Source organism: Cellulomonas sp. (assembly GCF_965229465.1).
GTDB lineage: Bacteria > Actinomycetota > Actinomycetes > Actinomycetales > Cellulomonadaceae > Cellulomonas.
The window spans coordinates 531,159-547,391 of sequence record NZ_OZ245882.1; the positions used below are offsets into that span (position 1 = coordinate 531,159).

Annotated in this window: 12 protein-coding genes; 5 read left to right on the plus strand and 7 right to left on the minus strand. The window is 68.9% G+C overall.

What is annotated here, in order from left to right; all coding sequences use genetic code 11:
* The first annotated feature begins 6 nt into the window (after window positions 1-6).
* Complete coding sequence (locus ACO06A_RS02465; RefSeq protein WP_175346880.1) at window positions 7-456, plus strand: DUF305 domain-containing protein; 450 nt, start codon at window positions 7-9, stop codon at window positions 454-456.
* On the opposite strand, the gene lnt is transcribed toward ACO06A_RS02465, so the two are convergent.
* Both lnt and ACO06A_RS02475 read right to left on the minus strand, forming a co-directional pair.
* Entirely contained in the window at window positions 450-2,087 is a 1,638-nt protein-coding gene (gene lnt / locus ACO06A_RS02470; protein WP_421734523.1) for an apolipoprotein N-acyltransferase, read from the minus strand. The two genes, ACO06A_RS02465 and lnt, sit on opposite strands and share 7 nt — an antisense overlap.
* Before the next feature lie 165 nt (window positions 2,088-2,252).
* Window positions 2,253-2,804, minus strand: a complete 552-nt coding sequence (locus tag ACO06A_RS02475; protein WP_421734524.1) for a multicopper oxidase domain-containing protein — start codon at window positions 2,802-2,804, stop codon at window positions 2,253-2,255.
* Window positions 2,805-3,698: 894 nt separating this feature from the next.
* Here ACO06A_RS02475 and ACO06A_RS02480 point away from each other — a divergent pair.
* Entirely contained in the window at window positions 3,699-4,487 is a 789-nt protein-coding gene (locus ACO06A_RS02480; protein ID WP_343048030.1) for a prolipoprotein diacylglyceryl transferase, read from the plus strand.
* An 86-nt stretch (window positions 4,488-4,573) separates the two neighbouring features.
* On the opposite strand, the gene ACO06A_RS02485 is transcribed toward ACO06A_RS02480, so the two are convergent.
* The 4 genes from ACO06A_RS02485 to ACO06A_RS02500 form a co-directional block, all read right to left on the minus strand.
* Entirely contained in the window at window positions 4,574-7,729 is a 3,156-nt protein-coding gene (locus tag ACO06A_RS02485) for a beta-phosphoglucomutase family hydrolase (RefSeq protein WP_421734525.1), read from the minus strand.
* A gap of 68 nt (window positions 7,730-7,797) precedes the next feature.
* Window positions 7,798-8,691 (minus strand): DMT family transporter, encoded by an 894-nt coding sequence (locus ACO06A_RS02490; protein ID WP_210767776.1) that lies wholly within the window; start codon window positions 8,689-8,691, stop codon window positions 7,798-7,800.
* An 80-nt stretch (window positions 8,692-8,771) separates the two neighbouring features.
* Window positions 8,772-8,975 carry a hypothetical protein gene (locus ACO06A_RS02495; protein ID WP_421734526.1) on the minus strand — a complete coding sequence of 68 codons (204 nt, stop codon included), beginning with the start codon at window positions 8,973-8,975 and terminating at the stop codon, window positions 8,772-8,774.
* A gap of 187 nt (window positions 8,976-9,162) precedes the next feature.
* Window positions 9,163-12,195 carry a heavy metal translocating P-type ATPase gene (locus tag ACO06A_RS02500; RefSeq protein ID WP_175346876.1) on the minus strand — a complete coding sequence of 1,011 codons (3,033 nt, stop codon included), beginning with the start codon at window positions 12,193-12,195 and terminating at the stop codon, window positions 9,163-9,165.
* Between the two features lie 372 nt (window positions 12,196-12,567).
* Between ACO06A_RS02500 and ACO06A_RS02505 the strand changes: the two genes are divergently transcribed.
* The 3 genes from ACO06A_RS02505 (at window position 12,568) to ACO06A_RS02515 (ending at window position 15,657) form a co-directional block, all read left to right on the plus strand.
* Window positions 12,568-12,834 carry a DUF2933 domain-containing protein gene (locus ACO06A_RS02505; protein ID WP_210767775.1) on the plus strand — a complete coding sequence of 89 codons (267 nt, stop codon included), beginning with the start codon at window positions 12,568-12,570 and terminating at the stop codon, window positions 12,832-12,834.
* Between the two features lie 129 nt (window positions 12,835-12,963).
* Window positions 12,964-13,188, plus strand: a complete 225-nt coding sequence (locus ACO06A_RS02510; protein ID WP_175346875.1) for a heavy-metal-associated domain-containing protein — start codon at window positions 12,964-12,966, stop codon at window positions 13,186-13,188.
* A gap of 126 nt (window positions 13,189-13,314) precedes the next feature.
* A complete protein-coding gene (locus tag ACO06A_RS02515) occupies window positions 13,315-15,657 on the plus strand; it encodes a heavy metal translocating P-type ATPase (protein ID WP_175346874.1) in 2,343 nt (780 codons plus the stop codon).
* Between the two features lie 99 nt (window positions 15,658-15,756).
* On the opposite strand, the gene ACO06A_RS02520 is transcribed toward ACO06A_RS02515, so the two are convergent.
* Window positions 15,757-16,173, minus strand: a complete 417-nt coding sequence (locus ACO06A_RS02520) for a hypothetical protein (protein ID WP_175346873.1) — start codon at window positions 16,171-16,173, stop codon at window positions 15,757-15,759.
* Between the last annotated feature and the right edge of the window lie 60 nt (window positions 16,174-16,233).

Below are 16,233 nucleotides of genomic sequence, written 5' to 3' on the forward strand. Positions count from 1 at the left end.
GGCCTCATGGCCTGGATGTCCGCCAGCGGCACCGGGATGACCGGCATGGACCACGCCTCGACGCTCGCGCCGTCCGGTGATCTCCAGATGCCCGGAATGGCCAATGCCCAGGACGTGGCCCTGAGTGCAGCGACCGGGACGGAGGCTGACCTCCTCTACCTCCAGTTCATGATTTCGCATCACGAGGGCGTCGTGGAGATGGCAGAGGCCGCAGTCGCTGCGGCCACTGATGATGATGTCCGACTCCTCGCACGGGCGATCGTCGAGTCCCAGAGCGCGGAGCTGGCTGTGCTGCGCGACATGCTCGCGGAGCGGGGCGGCCCGCTGAGGGGCCTCCAACCGCGGATCGATGGATCAACGCGGGAGCAGCTTCGCGATTGGCTCGGGCGCCACATGTCCGGACCGCCTCATCACGGGCCGTCTCGCTGCTCGTCGACACCGCCACATGTTCACTGACACCGGCGGACTCCTGCATGGGTCGGTTCCTTTCGACTCGCGGCGAGCCCGGCAAAGACCAAGACGACCCCGATGACATCCACAAGAATCCCCGGCCACTCCCCCAGCCAGTCCGCCGGGGTGATCGACGTTCGTAGTGGCAGCTCTGCAACCATCTGCTCGGCTGTGAAGAGACTCGTCGAGACCAGAACATCACCGTCGGGGGCGATCAGGGCGCTGACACCTACCGTGGAGACCTGCGCAACGGCCCGCCCGTGCTCGACCGCGCGGAACCGCGACATTGCCAGCTGCTGTGTCGACTCCGGCGTCAGGCCGAAGGAAGCGTTGTTCGTTGGGATCACGATGAGCTCGCCGCCCCCGAGGACGCCCTCCCGGATCAGGTCGTCGTACGCCACCTCGAAGCAGATGGCGGTGGTGATCGGCACTTGACGCCCGAGACGCTCAATGCCCACTTCCACCAGGGCAGCGCGGGTCCCGGCCACCATGTCGGTCGTGATCCGGTCCACGACGGGAGCCACCTGCCGGAAGAGTTCCCGGTACGGGACGAACTCACCGAACGGCACCGGCCGCTGCTTCGTGTACTCCACGCCTGGGTCGGCCCCCGCCCCCGGCTTCCACAGGATGTAGTTGTTGTACCGGAGACCTGGCAGGAATCGTTGGGTGCCCAGAAGGATCGGGGCGTCAACGGCGCGTGCGGCGGCGTCGACGGTCGCAGCCACAGCCTCGTCAGTGCGGGGATCGATGTCCGAGGCGGACTCCGGCCACAGCACCAGGTCGAGCTCACTCGGGTCCACCTGCTCGAGCAGGGCGCGCGTACCATCAGCGTGGTTCGCGGCGACCTCCCGCGCCTGGGACATCGCCTCAGCCCCCTGTGACGGCACATTCCCCTGCACGGCGCCGACCCAGAGGGTGCCGGACTCCGCAACCGTGCTTAGCGGTACGAGCCCCGGCAGGAGCACGGCCGCGAGGGCGGCGCCCAGACGCAGGCCCGCCTCACCGACGCGCCGCGTCCACAGCCTCAGCACAACGACGGCCAGCACGGCGCCGGTTGCGACGACCGCGCCGCTCACCAGCGGCTCGCCACCCACCGCAGCAAGGCGCAGGAGCGGGGAGCCCGTCTGGGAGAAGGCAAGGCTCCCCCACGGGAAGCCGCCGAAGGGCCATCGGCCCCGGAGTTGCTCGACGGCAATCCACAGGACAGTCACCGCCACGACCTGCCGCCAGTCGCGCTCGCGCACCCAGGCGCCCCACCGGACCCAGACCCACGCGGCGCCGAACACCCCGAGGTAGAACGCCTGGAACAGGGAGAGCGCCACCCACCCGATCGGCTGCCCGACCGCCTCGTTCGCCCACCACACATGCGGCAGGAAGAAGCCGAGCCCGTAGAGCAAACCCACGACGAAGCCCCACCACGCCGAGTCCCGACGCAGGGCGAGGAAGAACAGGGCGATCCCTACGAAGGCCATCGGCCACCAGGACCGACCGGGGAACGCCGCCTCGGTCAACGGTCCCGCTGCGACCGCGAGGAGCGCGGACCATGCCCGGGGTGCCTGCCCGACCGTGCGCGGCATTGGGACGGCGCGCGGCGGGGCTATTGCCCGGCCGACCGACGCAGTCGCGGACGCCGTCATGAGACGTAGCAGAGCAGGGTCATCATCATTCCCAGCTCAGCGCTGGTAGATGTTGTGCCAGTGGATCGCCCACTGCTCGGGATTCTCGGCCTGCAGGTCGACCAAAGCGTCTCCATCGGCAGCACGATGACGGTGTCGATCGTCGACTCGTTGCGAATCACCAGCTCAAGCTGGGCGCCGACGTGCGGATGGAACCAGTACGTCCCGGGTCCGAGACCGCTGGGCGTACTCGAGCGCCCCGCTGGGGGGTACCGCGTCCTGGGTGAGACCCGGCACGCCGTCCATGTCGTTGCTCACTGCCAGGGCGTGCCAGTGCACCGTCGTCTCCGCGGGGAGGCTGTTCGTGACGCGCACGCCCAGCTCGTCACCGGCGCCGAGCCGGATCCCCTTGCCTGGTATGACGCCGTCGTGCGCCCAGGTTCGCACGATCCTCCCGGCGAGGTCGACGTCTGTCGGCGCGGCGCGAAGGTCACGCCGGAGAATCCTGCCGCCGGCCCGCGGACCTCCTTCGGCCAGGATGACGGCCACGGCACCCGGACCGACGGTTTGCGGGCCACCTAGGACCCGGGTACCTGCGAACCTGCCGCCCCCGACGACCGCGACGCCCACCGCGCTCAGTTGGCGGAAGTGGCGGCGGCTCATGCCGGCGGCGGAAGTTGAAGACATCAAGAAGCACCTACTCATGTTCATCGAACGGACGGACGCGACCCCATTCATTGTCGTGGGACGTGGCGAGCGATCTTGGCGCCCGCCGATCAACCTTCGGTGAAGGTTCCCGCTGCGGAGCCTCGCGCCCGGTCCTCCGGGCCACGCCGAGGACGCAGTCCGATCCGACGAACGTCCTCCATCGTTGACCGACCTCAAGGCCGTGAAGGGGAGTTCCGCAAAGACTTGACCAACGGCGAACCGATCGTGCTCGGGTGGCCGAACAACCGGCGGTGCGTAGGTTGTCCTGTTCCCCGCGTCGCTGTGATGCACCCACCCTCCCTGCCGAACATGAGCTGCCGCCGCGCCGAGGTCTTCGCCGCCCTCAGGCGCGAGCCGTTGGTTTGACGAACGGCCCGGCCATGACCCACCAGTCCACGCCCCTCCAGGCGGTCAACTCGTCCGGTACTTCGACACCTGGCTCGGCGAGGTCAGTGGCACATTTCTCCGGACTCAGACACCTCACCGAGAGGTCCGCAGGTCAAGAACTCCCTCTGCGAAGCCACCGCTGACCGATCCTCTCAACGCCGGCGCGGCGAGCCGCGCATACCCGGTGTCGAAGTGGAGCCGCAGCGCGCGCCCGCTCAGGCCCGACCTCTGCACTGTAGGCACCCGTCCCCGTTCCAACTAGCGCCCCAGCGGCGGGCCCGAAGCGGACATCGGCGGGCCGCACGGCTGAAGTGGAGCGCACCGCCCGCAGCAGAGGACTCGATGCGCCATTGAGGGCCGGGCCCAGCGCACGTCCTCGGGCCCAACGACAGGGTGGGGGGTGACTTTCATCGAACGTTGATCACACGCCAGCCGGACCAGAGGGCATAAGGGCCCAGCGTGGTCGTCGGGCGCCCCGTCGCGTCATCGGCCGACGGCACCGCCGCCGGATTCAGGAGGGAGACTCACGTGCTACCGGTGCTGTTCTCGATCGGCAGCTTTCAAGTGCAGAGCTACGGCGTCAGCAAAGCCGTCGCCGCGATCGTCGCGATCTGGCTTCTCGGCCGGGCTTTCGCCCGCCTCGGACTCCCCAAGGATTCCGCCACCTCGCTGGTGCTGTGGGCCACCATCTGGGGATTCGTCGGCGCCAAGGCCTACTACGTCTTGGAGCACCTGTCCGATTTCAGCCTGCACCACCTGGGCGGCATGGGCTTCACCTGGTACGGCGGTCTGATCGGCGGTGTGATCTCAGCGCTCGTGGTCATCCGGCGCCATAGCCTGCCCGCGGCCGAGGTGGCCGGTGCCGCGGCAGCGCCGCTCGCCCTCGCCTACGGCATCGGTCGGATCGGCTGCTTCCTGTCCGGAGACGGCACCTACGGCACACCCACCACGCTGCCCTGGGGCGTCGCCTTCCCGGACGGCGTCGTTCCGTCGACGGTCCCGGTGCATCCGACGCAGCTGTACGAGACCCTCGCCGCCGTGCTGATCGCCGTGATCCTCTGGCGCCTCGAGCACCGCCTGGCACCGATCGGGGTCTTTGGGGCCTACCTCGTGCTCTCCGGCATGTCCCGGTTCCTTGTGGAGTTCCTGCGCATCAACACCCCGGTGCTCGGCGGGCTGACACAACCGCAGCTTTGGGCGTTGATCGGCATCGCGGTCGGTGGTGTGGCGATCGTCCGAGCCGGCCGGCGCACTACGCAGGGTCGGCCGGGCGTGATCGCGCCCGCCGGTGCGCCGCACCCGGACGGCACCTTGGTCTCGCCGTGACCCCACCGCCGGTGCGCCCGCTCGGGGCATCCCAGCGAATCGAGATCCTCGCCGGATTCGCAGCAACACGGGTGGGCGAATGACGCTCACGCGCCGTATGCGGCATCCTGAGCCGTCGCGTTCTCTCGGGGTCTCGGAGTGGTGAAGACCACGTCCTGACCGTCCACCATCGTCCTGGTCCGCCCGCCCACCCGCACTCGCACACGCTGGTTGGTTACCCGCGGGTCGGCCGCCACTGCAACAGAGTCGCGGTCCAGCCGAACCTGCAAGCGCTGCCCGCGGTGCACCAGACCGAACCGCGCCGAGACAAGCCCGTCGGGCAGACGCGGGTTAAGGACGACCATGTCACCCACCGTGCGATAGCCGGCGAAGACACGCGTGACGATGTCTAGAGTGCTAGCCATCGCACCGAGATGGATGCCCTCGCTGGTCGTCCCACCCTGGGTGTCGTCCAGGTCCGCGGCGAGGGCGTCCCGGAACGTCTGCCAGGAGCGTCGCGGGTCCACGCGTGCCAGCACCGAGGCGTGCACGACGCGACTCAGCGTGGACCCGTGCGCAGTGCGAGCCAGGTAGTACTCGACTGTCCTCGTGAGCGCATCGGGCGTGATGCCGTAGCCGAGGCTGCCGATCGTCTCGACAAGGACCTCGGGGCCCAGCAGGTAGACGAGCATGAGGACGTCCGCTTGCTTGGCAAGCTTGTACCGGTTGGTGGAGTCTTCCTCGGCTTCCAGGATGAGGTCCAGACGTCCGATGTTCCCGTACCTGGCCCGGTAGGAAGGCCAGTCCAGTTCCTTCAGCTCCGCGTAGTCGGCGAACTGGCTGATCACTCCGTCGTCGTGGAATGGCACGGCCAGTCGCCTCGCCAGGTGGTCCCAGTCATCGGCTTCTGTCGGCTGGATCCGCAGGCGTTCGTGCAGCTCGTCCCAGTCGTGGCGCTGTGTGAGCTCGAGGGCCTCGACGGCCCGGCGCAGCACCCACGCGGCAAGCACGTTGGTGTAGGCGTTGTCGCGCAGGCCGCCGCCGGGAGCATCGGGGTAGCCGTCGTGGTACTCGTCCGGGCCCATGACACCGTCGATGTGGAAGCGGTCCTCCACGGCGTCGTAGGTGGCCAAGGACGTGAAGAGTCTGGCCACCTCGATGATCAGGTCGGCACCGCGATGCACGAGCCAGGCGACGTCCCCGGTGACCTCGAAGTACCGCCAGGCGCTGTAGGCGATCGCCAGCCCCACGTGCCGCTGGCGGCTGGAGTTGTCCGGCATCCAGCGCTCGGATCTGCGATTGAACAGCATGCTGGGCGTCTCCTCACGGCCGTCGCTACCGCTCTGCCAGGGAAACATCGCTCCACGGAGACCTTCGTGCGCAGCGCCGTCGCGGGCGGCGTCCAGCCGCCGGAACCGGTAGTCCAGCAAGGAGCGCGTGAGCCAGGGCTGTCGAGCGGTCAGCACGGGTAGGACGAAGAGCTCGTCCCAGAACACGTGCCCGCGGTAGCCCTCTCCGTGCAGCCCCCGCGCGGGCACGCCCGCATCCAGCTCGGCGCTATGAGCCGACACCGACTGGAGAACGTGGAACACGTGCAGATTGAGGACGAGCTGGGTCTGCCGATCAGCGTCCAGCGCAATGCCATAGCGGCTCCAGAGCCGTGCCCAGCTGGCGATGTGGTCGGGGAGCAACCCCGCGAACCCGTCCGGTGCCCGCAGCAGCTCCTCTATGGCGGCGAGCCGGGGCGAGGCAATGGCCCGATCCTTGGTGGTGAAGATCGAGACGGTCTTGTCGATGGTGACCGGTTGACCGTCGTGCAGGGTCACTTCCAGCAGGAGGTCCCCACGGTCCCGATCGTGCTCCAGGACGGGATCCCGGTTGGGTTCGGCACCGGTGACCGTGGTGCGTGCCGCGGTGGCGATCCGCACGTGGCTCTGGGTCGTCTCAACCTCGACCAGCATGGTGGCCTCGCCGGCCTCCTGAACCGTCACCGTCCGCAAGTGCCGGTCGGCGAGCTCGCGGTACTCGGCGACGTTGTCGTTGCGTACGCCGGCGTCGATACCCGAGCGCACTCTGATAGGTCCGTCCCACCCCTCGGCTACCAGAGTCGTCTCAAGACCGCAGAGGTGCGGCCGCGCCATCGACGCGAGACGTCGCTGGGAAAGGCGTAGCCGTCTGCCGGCTTGGTCTGTCAGCACGGCGGTCCGCGTCAACACTCCCCGCCGCAGGTCCAGCTCTCTGCGCTCCGCGGTGATGGTCAGGGCACCCGCCGACCACCAGCCCTCGGTGCCGATGCCCACGTCGAAGACGAGCCAGTTGGGGGCGTTGACGAGCGACTCGTCCTCCATCTGCCTGTCGTGCACCATCGTCGTCAATCGGTTGTACACCCCGGCCAGATACGTCCCTGGGTAGTGGACACCATCGCTCGCTCGCTCGGGAGCGACGCCGCGGGTGCCGAGGTAGCCGTTGCCCAGCGCGGTCAACGCCTCGCGATGCCCCTCGTGCGCCGGGTCGAAGCCCTCGTAGACGAGAACCCACGGGTCCGCTCTCAACGACCCGAGGTCCAGCTGCGCGACGTCGGAGACGACGACGTCCGCACCGGCAGCCTCCAGCGAATCGCGCTGGCCACCGCGGTCGACCCCCACGACCATGCCGAACCCACCGCGCCGTGCCGCGGCTACGCCCGCCGCAGCGTCCTCGACCACGGCGGCGCGAGCCGGCTGTACCCGGAGCTCGTTCGCGGCCTGGAGAAACATGGCCGGATCCGGCTTGCCTGGTAGTCCAAGGTCCTGGGCTCGCTCGCCGTCCACGACGACGTCGAACACCCCGTCGAGGCCGGCCGCGGTCACGATTGCCGCAGCATTTCGGCTCGCTGTGACGAGGGCGAGCCGGACGCCACCCGCGCGAAGCCTGCCGAGCAGCTCGGAGGTGCCCGGGTAGGCCTTGACGCCCGTGCCCGCGAGCAGGCCTAGGTAGATCGAGTTCTTGCGCCCGGCCAGACCGTGCACGGTCCAGGACCCGGCAGGGTCGTCGGGCGAGCCTAGGGGGATCTCGATCCCCCGGGCCGCGAGGAAGTTGCGCACCCCGTCCTCCCGCGCGCGCCCGTCGACGTACCGGCGGTAGTCGGCGGTCGCGTCGAACGGTTGATGGGAGGCACCGCCCGGGACTCGGGCGTCGGCCAGCACATCGGCGAACAGCTGTCGCCACGCGGCGGCGTGGAGGGTGGCGGTGTCGGTGACGACGCCGTCCAGGTCGAAGATCACCGCTTCCTGGGGCGGTGTGGCACCGGCGGGTGCCGGAGTGGACGAACGCATCTTCGATGGCGGATATCTCATGGCTTCACCGGGCGTGAGGGGTGCACCGACGCGGACTCGTCGGTGTCCGGTGGCGGCGCCCATGCTTGACGCGTAGGGCGCACCGACAGGTAGAGGGCTACCAAGACGACCAGAAGGCCCGCAGCGGTCCAGCCCTGCGGCCGTTCGCCAAGGACGGCCGCCGCGAGCACGATGCCGAAGACGGGCGTCAGGAATGTCCAAGCGGTGAGGGCGTCCATACGGACGCGGCGCGCCTCGGTGAACCACGCGACAGTCGTCGCCGCAGTGCCCACGAAGGCGAGGAAGGCAAGCGACAGAGAAAAGCGCGGGGTCCAAGCTATGGCGGGGGCGCCTTCGATCGCGCCAGCGAGGCCGGCCAGAGCGACGCCGCCGATCACCAGGTGCCATCCGGTCGCGACAATGATGTCGAGACCTCCAAGTCGTCGTGCAAGAAGGGTCCCGCCGGTGACAGCGGCCGCGGCCAGCAGCGAAAGCGCCGCACCGCTACCACCGCCCCCGGGCAACGCCACTGCGAGCAGGCCAGCAAAGCCGACCACCATTGCGGTCGTGGTCCGGGCGGAGAGCGTCTCGCCGTACAGCCACCACGCGGGCAGGAGGATCAGCAGGGGCTGGGCGTTGGCGAGTACCGCGGCCGTGCCGGTGGCTAGTCCCGCGGCGCCAGCGAACATGGCCCCGAACGCAAGTGTCACGTTCACGAGACCCAGGATCGTGAGGCGCCGCCACTCCCCTGGCCCAACGGGGAACGGCCGCCGTTGTATCGCACCGAGCGCGAGCAGCCCTCCTCCGGCGACGAGCGCACGTAGGGCCGCGAACCACAGGACGGGGGCATCTCGCAGCCCCCACTGAATGGCGATGAAGCATGAGCCCAGCGCGGCGGTGATCCACAACATCCGTGCCGGACTGGGTGATCGCCGCACCCCGGATATGGGGTCCGCCGGGCCGCTGCGTCTGGCTGCCATGTGCGGGCCGATCAGCGGTCGCCGTCTGGGCCCGGCGAAGGAGGGCGCACAGACGGTGCGTCCGGGTCGAAGGGGACGACGGCCGGCTGCAACTGGGCGAGCGCCTCGACCGTGAGCAGGTCAGCTCGGCGCACCGGCGTCGTCGGCATGATCGCCGCGGAGGAGGCGAGATCCAGGCCAGCCACGGCCAGCCTGGTGGTCCTCGGGTTCGCCATGATCGATGGTCCTCTCGTGAGGTGTTGGCATCTCGTCGCGTGCTCTGGAGCACCTCGAGCGCGCGCTCGGACGCGTCCGTGACGCGCAGCCAGGCCGTACCACTTCCGGTCCGTTCGCGGCGGTCCGTCTTCGTCTCGCGTCCGTCGGGCAGGCCGCGCGCGCACGGCGGGCGGCCTCCCCGACGGGTCAGCTGGTGACGAACTCAGCCGGGTTGGCCTCGAAGCTCTTCGCGCAGTGCGAGGAGCAGAAGTAGTACGTCACTCCGTCGTGCTCGAGGCTGGCGGCTGTGGCTGGGTCGACGCTCATCCCGCACACCGGGTCGACAACCTTCTGTGTCTTGCCAAACATGGGTTCCTCCTTCTCGTGGTGGTTCTGTTCCTCTTCGTAGCGTCCGATCTCCACCACGGGTTCCGTGGAACGGACTCGGACGACTTCTGGGATCGCCTGCGGCGTGAATCGGCGAAGGCGGTTGGCGTTCGCCACCACCGAAAGCGAAGACAGTGCCATGGCCGCCGCCGCGAGCATGGGACTGAGCGTGATGCCGAAGAAGGGATACAGCGCCCCGGCGGCGATCGGGATCCCGAGCCCGTTGTAGACGAACGCGAAAGCGAGGTTCTGGCGGATGTTGCGCATCGTGGCTCGCGACAGGTCCACTGCGGTGACCAGCCCAGACAGCGCCCCGGAGATCAGGGTGATGTCCGAGGACTCGATCGCGACGTCCGTGCCCGTGCCGATGGCCGAGCCGACGTCGGCCTGTGCGAGCGCGGGGGCGTCGTTGATGCCATCACCCACCATGCCGACGATGTGCCCGTCGGCCTGCAGCCGCTTGACCTCGGCGGCCTTGTGCTCGGGCATGACTTCGGCGACGACTCGGGTGATGCCCACCTGACGCGCGATCGCGGCGGCGGTGTCCCGGTTGTCCCCCGTCATCATGACCACCTCGATGCGCCTGGCCTGCAGGGCAGCGACGGCGGCCGCCGAGCCGGGCTTGAGCGTGTCTGCCACGGCGACGACACCCGCTGCGCGCCCTTCGACGGCCACCAGCATCGGGGTCTTGCCGTCGCCGGCGAGGCGGGCCACGTCGGCCACGAGGGGTGCAGCGTCGATCCCTGCCGTGGCCAGCAGCCGAACGTTTCCGACGAGGACCTCACGTCCACCGACGTAGGCGCGCACACCCTGGCCGGTCACGGAGTCGAATGCCTCCGCGACCGCAAGGTCGAGACCTCGCTCCTTGGCGCCTGCAACGATCGCCGTGGCCAGCGGGTGCTCGGAGGAATGCTCCACGGCGGCCACCAGGGCGAGGATCTCGTCCGCGTCGAAACCCGGGCACGGCAGGACGTCCGTCAGGGCCGGGGCGCCCTTGGTGATCGTGCCGGTCTTGTCCAGCACGACGGTGTCCAGCTTGTGCGCGGTCTCCAAGGCCTCCGCCGAGCGGATCAAGATCCCATGGGTGGCGCCCTTGCCCGTGCCGACGGTGATCGACATCGGGGTGGCCAGACCGAGCGCGCAGGGGCACGCGATGATGAGCACCGAGACGGCCGCAACCAGCCCGAGGACGAACGCGGGCGGTGGGCCCACAAGTGCCCACGCGGCGAACGTCCAGATCGCGATCACCATCACCGCGGGCACGAAGTAGCCCGATACCTGATCCACCAGCCGCTGGATCGGCGCCTTGGACCCCTGCGCCTCGCGGACGAGCCGGATGATCTGCGCCAGCACAGTGTCCGCGCCGACCTTGGTCGCCACGTAGCGGAACGAGCCGGTCTGGTTGATCGTCGCTCCGACGACCATGTCGCCGATGCTCTTCGTCACGGCCATGGGCTCGCCGGTGATCATCGACTCGTCGACCGACGACCTGCCGTCGAGAACCTCGCCGTCGACAGGGAGCTTCTCACCAGGACGGACGACGACGACGTCGCCCATCCGCACGTCCTCGACGGAGACTTCCATCTCGACGTGCTCGCGCACGATCCGCGCTGTCCGCGGTTGCAGCCCGATCAAGGCCCGGATCGCCTCCCCGGTGCCCGCCTTGGCCTTGGTCTCCAGCAACCGACCCAGCAGAATCAGCGTGATGATGACCCCGACAGCCTCGTAGTACACCTCCTGGGCGATCGTCGGCAGAAGGCTCGGCAGGGTGGTCACGATGAGGCTGTAGCCGTAGGCCGCCATGGTGCCCAACGTGATCAGCGAGTTCATGTCGGCACTGCGATGGGACAGCGCCAACCAGCCGGTCTTGTGGATCGGCCACCCCGTGTAGAACATCACCGGTGTGATCAGCGCCAGCTGGGCCCAGCGGTTCATCAGCAGGTCGGGAACCCACCGCGCACCGAACAGCTCTGTCGCCATGACGGCAAAAAGAACCGGAGCGCTTGCCACCGCCCCAACGAGAACCCGCTTCTTCAGGTCGGCGATCTCCGCCGCCCGGTCCTGGGCCTCCGCATCGTCCACACCGTGGGCGCCTTCGTTCGCTCCGGAATCTCTGGCCGGCGCGCGGACGACGATGCTGCCTCCCGCCGTCCCCGTGCCGCAGGTGAACTCGTACCAGCCTCTCGAGAGCGGCGGGATCTCGACCACGGTGACTCCGTGCTCCGCGAGTGGCACATCAATGCCGAGGTCGGCGAGCGTGAACCGCTCGTGCCGGGCCGAATCGTCGGCCGGCTCGAGCCGCAGTTGGACCGCCACGCCCGGCTCGACCAGCACGACGGTTGGGTTGGCGACATCCTCGAGGAGAACGTCGGCGACCTGCAGACCGCCCTCCCGCGAGGTCGTCACCTCGCGGGCCGCCGGCCCGGCGGCCGCGGAAGCCGCGGGAGCTCGCCCCGCCGAGTCCACCGCACCACCACCGCCAGCCACGACGCGCAGACGACCACGAACCATATTCATGCCGCACGCGAACTCGTAGTCGCCAGGTACGGCCGGCATCAGGTCGACAGCGGTGGTCCGATTCGCGGGCAAGCTCGCGTTGACCTTGAAGTCTGGGAACACGACGCGTGAGGTGCAGTCACCACTCTCCTGGCGGTCGAACAGGAGCCGGACTGGCGTGCCGGCGGTGACCTCGACCAGGTCCGGGTTGTAGCCGCCCTTCACCGTCACGGTCACGACCTGCACCCCTCCCTCCAGCTGGGCCTGCTGGGTCTTTCTCGGCGCGAAGAAGAACCACGCCACTACCGCGGTGAACAGCCCGCCAAGGGCCAGGACCCCCACATCCGTCCCGTTCACAAAGCCCACCTTCATTCATCTCGTAGCCACGCATCGACGTCGCACTACTCGTCAGGTATATACCCCCCACGGGTATATGTGGAGGCCGCGGCGATGAAGATCTGACCAAGGATCGTCGGGGCGCCTCGCGGGAGCGAGTGCCGGACGACGAGCGTTGGGCCCTGCCCGGTGCCGTCGGTCTTCCGGATATCGGTGCAGTACGCCGGCACTCCAGGTTTGGCGTCCAGGCGGTTTCTTCAGCGGTTCTTGACAGGGCCTCAGCCGTACGTGGGCACTGCACGCAGGACGCTGCAAGCAGCCGGTCCTCCCGTCGAGCTGTCGCGCGATCGGGTGGACGAAGGCAGACCGTGGACCTAGGGATCGAAGGAGTCGATGACCATGAACCACAGCGGGCTCGGGCATGTGAAGTGGATGGCGCTGATCGCGGCGGGGCTGTTCGGCGTCCTCCTGCTCTTCGGAAACTCAGCCGGTGAGGCGCTGCGCTACGCCATCCTCCTCGCGTGCCCGTTGATGATGGTCGGGATGATGTTCGGCGGACACTCCGGGCATTCCGGGCACGGCAAGGGGCGAGGCGACGAGGCGAGCGCAGCTCCGCGGGCCGACAAGGACGAGCCCGTGAGCCACCACCACACCTCATAGCACGCCCTTCGCGGCTCGGTGAAGTCGGCTGCTCCGCCTCACCTGCCGGAGTCGACCGCCCGCGTGGCCATACCCCATGGGGGTATGATGAGTGTCTGTCAGCACCACACACATGAAGAGGAGCACGCCATGAGCACGACCAACTACGCGGTCACGGGGATGACCTGCGGCCACTGCGTCTCGTCGGTCACCGCCGAGATCACCAAGCTCCCCGGCGTGCAGCGCGTCGACGTCGCCCTGGTGCACGACGGCACATCCCGCGTCGTCGTCAGCAGCGACGCAGATCTCGCTCTGGACGACGTCCGCGCGGCCGTGGACGAGGCGGGATACGAGCTCGTCGGCGAATCGGCGTGAACGATGCGGGACGGCTCGCAGGATTCGGGCTCGTTCTCGCGGCGGCCCTCGGCGTCGGAGTCGGCGTCGGGGCCGCCATCGGGCCGATCGACATCAACCCGGCACCGTCCTCGGTAGACCAGCCCGATGACATGCCGGCCGACCACGAGTGACCACCAGAACGGAGGCCGGGTGACCCAGGCCATTGAGCTCGAGATCGGCGGGATGACCTGCTCGTCCTGCGCCGCACGGATCGAGAAGCGGCTCAACCGCATGCCTGGCGTCGAGGCGAGCGTCAATTACGCGACCGAGAAGGCCACGCTGACGCTGCCCGAAGGCACCACGATCGACGAGGCCGTCGCTGTCGTCGAGGCGACGGGTTACAGCGCCCGCCCTCGTGAGACCAACCGATCCGAGCCGGCTGCTGGTCCGGACGCCGAGGTCCGAGACGAGACGGCGGCCCTACGGCACCGGCTCACGCTCTCGGCCGTCCTCACCGCGCCCGTGCTGATCCTCTCGATGGTCGAGCCGCTGCAGTTCGACAACTGGCAGTGGCTGTCTCTGACCCTCGCCGCACCCGTCGTCGTCTGGGGAGCGTGGCCGTTCCACCGCGCTGCCTGGGCGAACGCCCGGCACGCGGCGGCGACCATGGACACCCTCATCAGTGTCGGCGTCCTGGCAGCCTTCGGGTGGTCCCTGTACGCGCTGTTCCTCGGGGCGGCCGGCAGGCCGGGAATGCGCATGGCGTTCGACATCGTGCCGGACCGCGGTGGCGGAGGCCACGAGATCTACCTCGAGGTCGCGGCAGCCGTCACGGTCTTCATCCTCCTCGGGCGCTACTTCGAGGCAGGCGCCAAGAAGCGCTCGGGCGCGGCACTTCGCGCGCTCATGGAGCTCGGGGCCAAGGACGTCGGAGTCGTGCGCGGCGGGACCGAGGTGCGGATAGCCGTGGCTGACCTGATCGTCGGTGACATCTTCGTCGTTCGGCCCGGGGAGAAGGTCGCGACCGACGGCATGGTCGTCGAGGGTGCGTCGGCCGTCGACGCGTCGATGCTGACCGGCGAGCCGGTTCCGGTAGAGGTCGGACCGGGTGACACCGTCGTGGGCGCCACAGTGAACGCCGGTGGCCGGCTCCTCGTCCGCGCGACTCGGGTCGGAGCCGACACCCAACTCGCCCAGATGGCTCGCCTGGTGGAGGAGGCGCAGACCGGAAAGGCGCCGGTGCAACGTCTCGCGGACAGGATCTCTGCGGTGTTCGTGCCGATCGTGATCGGCCTTGCGGTCGCCACGCTCGGGTTCTGGCTCGGGGCAGGGGCTGGGGCCGAGGCGGCGTTCACCGCCGCCGTGGCTGTGCTCATCATCGCCTGCCCCTGCGCGCTCGGCCTGGCCACGCCCACCGCTCTCATGGTGGGTACTGGCCGGGGCGCCCAGCTGGGCATCCTGATCAAGGGACCCGAGGTGCTGGAGTCCACGCGCCAGGTCGACACGGTCGTCCTGGACAAGACGGGAACCGTGACGAGCGGGCAGATGCAGCTCGTCGAGGTACGACCCGCCGGCACCTCCACGCGCGACGAGGTGCTGCGCATCGCCGGGGCGCTCGAGGACGCTTCCGAGCACCCGATCGCGCGGGCAATCACAGCTGGGGCGCGAAGCGAACTGAGCATCCTGCCTACCGTGGAACAGTTCGCGAACACCCAAGGTCTGGGCGTCTCCGGGGTCGTCGACGGGCATGCTGTCGCTGCAGGGCGGGTGTCGTGGATGGCGAAGCAGTGGGGCCTCCACCTCGACCCCGAGCTGGGAACGATTCTCGAGGCAGCTGAGTCGGCCGGGCGCACCGTTGTGGCCGTCGGATGGGACGGCGCACTTCGCGGTCTACTCATCGTGTCCGACACGCTCAAGCCGACGTCCCGTCAGGCGGTCGCCGAGCTCAAGGCGCTCGGCCTGCGACCGGTTCTGCTGACCGGTGACAACTACCGGGCGGCCAGGGCGATCGGCGCCGAGGTCGGGATCGACGAGGTCGTCGCCGAAGTTCTGCCGGAGGACAAGGTCCGCGTAGTGCGCGAGATGCAGGAGAGCGGACGGGTCGTCGCGATGGTGGGCGACGGGGTGAATGACGCCGCAGCCCTCGCTCAGTCGGACCTGGGTATCGCGATGGGCACCGGAACGGACGTCGCCATCGAGGCGAGCGACCTGACGCTCGTTCGGGGTGATCTTCGGGCGGCGGTCGACGCCGTGCGTCTGTCGCGTAGGACGCTGTCCACGATCAAGGGCAACCTCTTCTGGGCGTTCGCGTACAACGTGGCCGCGATCCCCCTCGCCATCTCCGGGTTGCTCAACCCGCTGATCGCGGGGGCGGCCATGGCGTTCTCGTCAGTCTTCGTAGTCACCAACAGCTTGCGCCTACGGAACTTCCAGGCTGTCTCGCTCGAGGAGAACCCCCGGGCCACCAGCACCGTGCCCCAGCGGGTCGCGGCGGTCCCGGTGCGCTGACGGTCACGCTCCCGCCCAGTCTGGAACGTCGCGCGCCGGCATGCGCCTGTCCGACGGGAGCATGGCCCGGCGCACCCGACTGATGCCCCTCTCTGAGACTCAGTTGTCCGAGGGCGACTCGTGGTGGCCCGCGTGCTCCGTTGGCGAGACGTTCTGCGGGGGCGAATCGACGCCGCTCAGGCGAGGGCCGACGACGAACGTCGACAGTGCGAACATCCCTGCGAACAGCGCGAGTGCCAGGGCGGGCGCCCACCAGCTCGAGAATCGCTTGTGGAGCCGGATCAGGAATGGCACGGACAACGCCAGCCCAAGCGCGCCGAATACGAGCGTGCCCCCCGCACCTGCCACCAGCGCCGTGCCCACCAGCGGACCGACGTGGTGCAGGATGTGCGGCGCCACGCCAGAGACGGCACCGAGGGCGCCGTTGAGCGCTGTCCAAAGAGTGCGCACACCGGAGGGTTGATCTGTCGCTGAAGCGCTCGGTACGACGAGCGGCTGTTCCTTCACGGAGTCCATAGCCTCAGCATTCGCGAGGCGAGCAGGTGTCTCGTGGAGGAACGATCAACGCTCCATGAA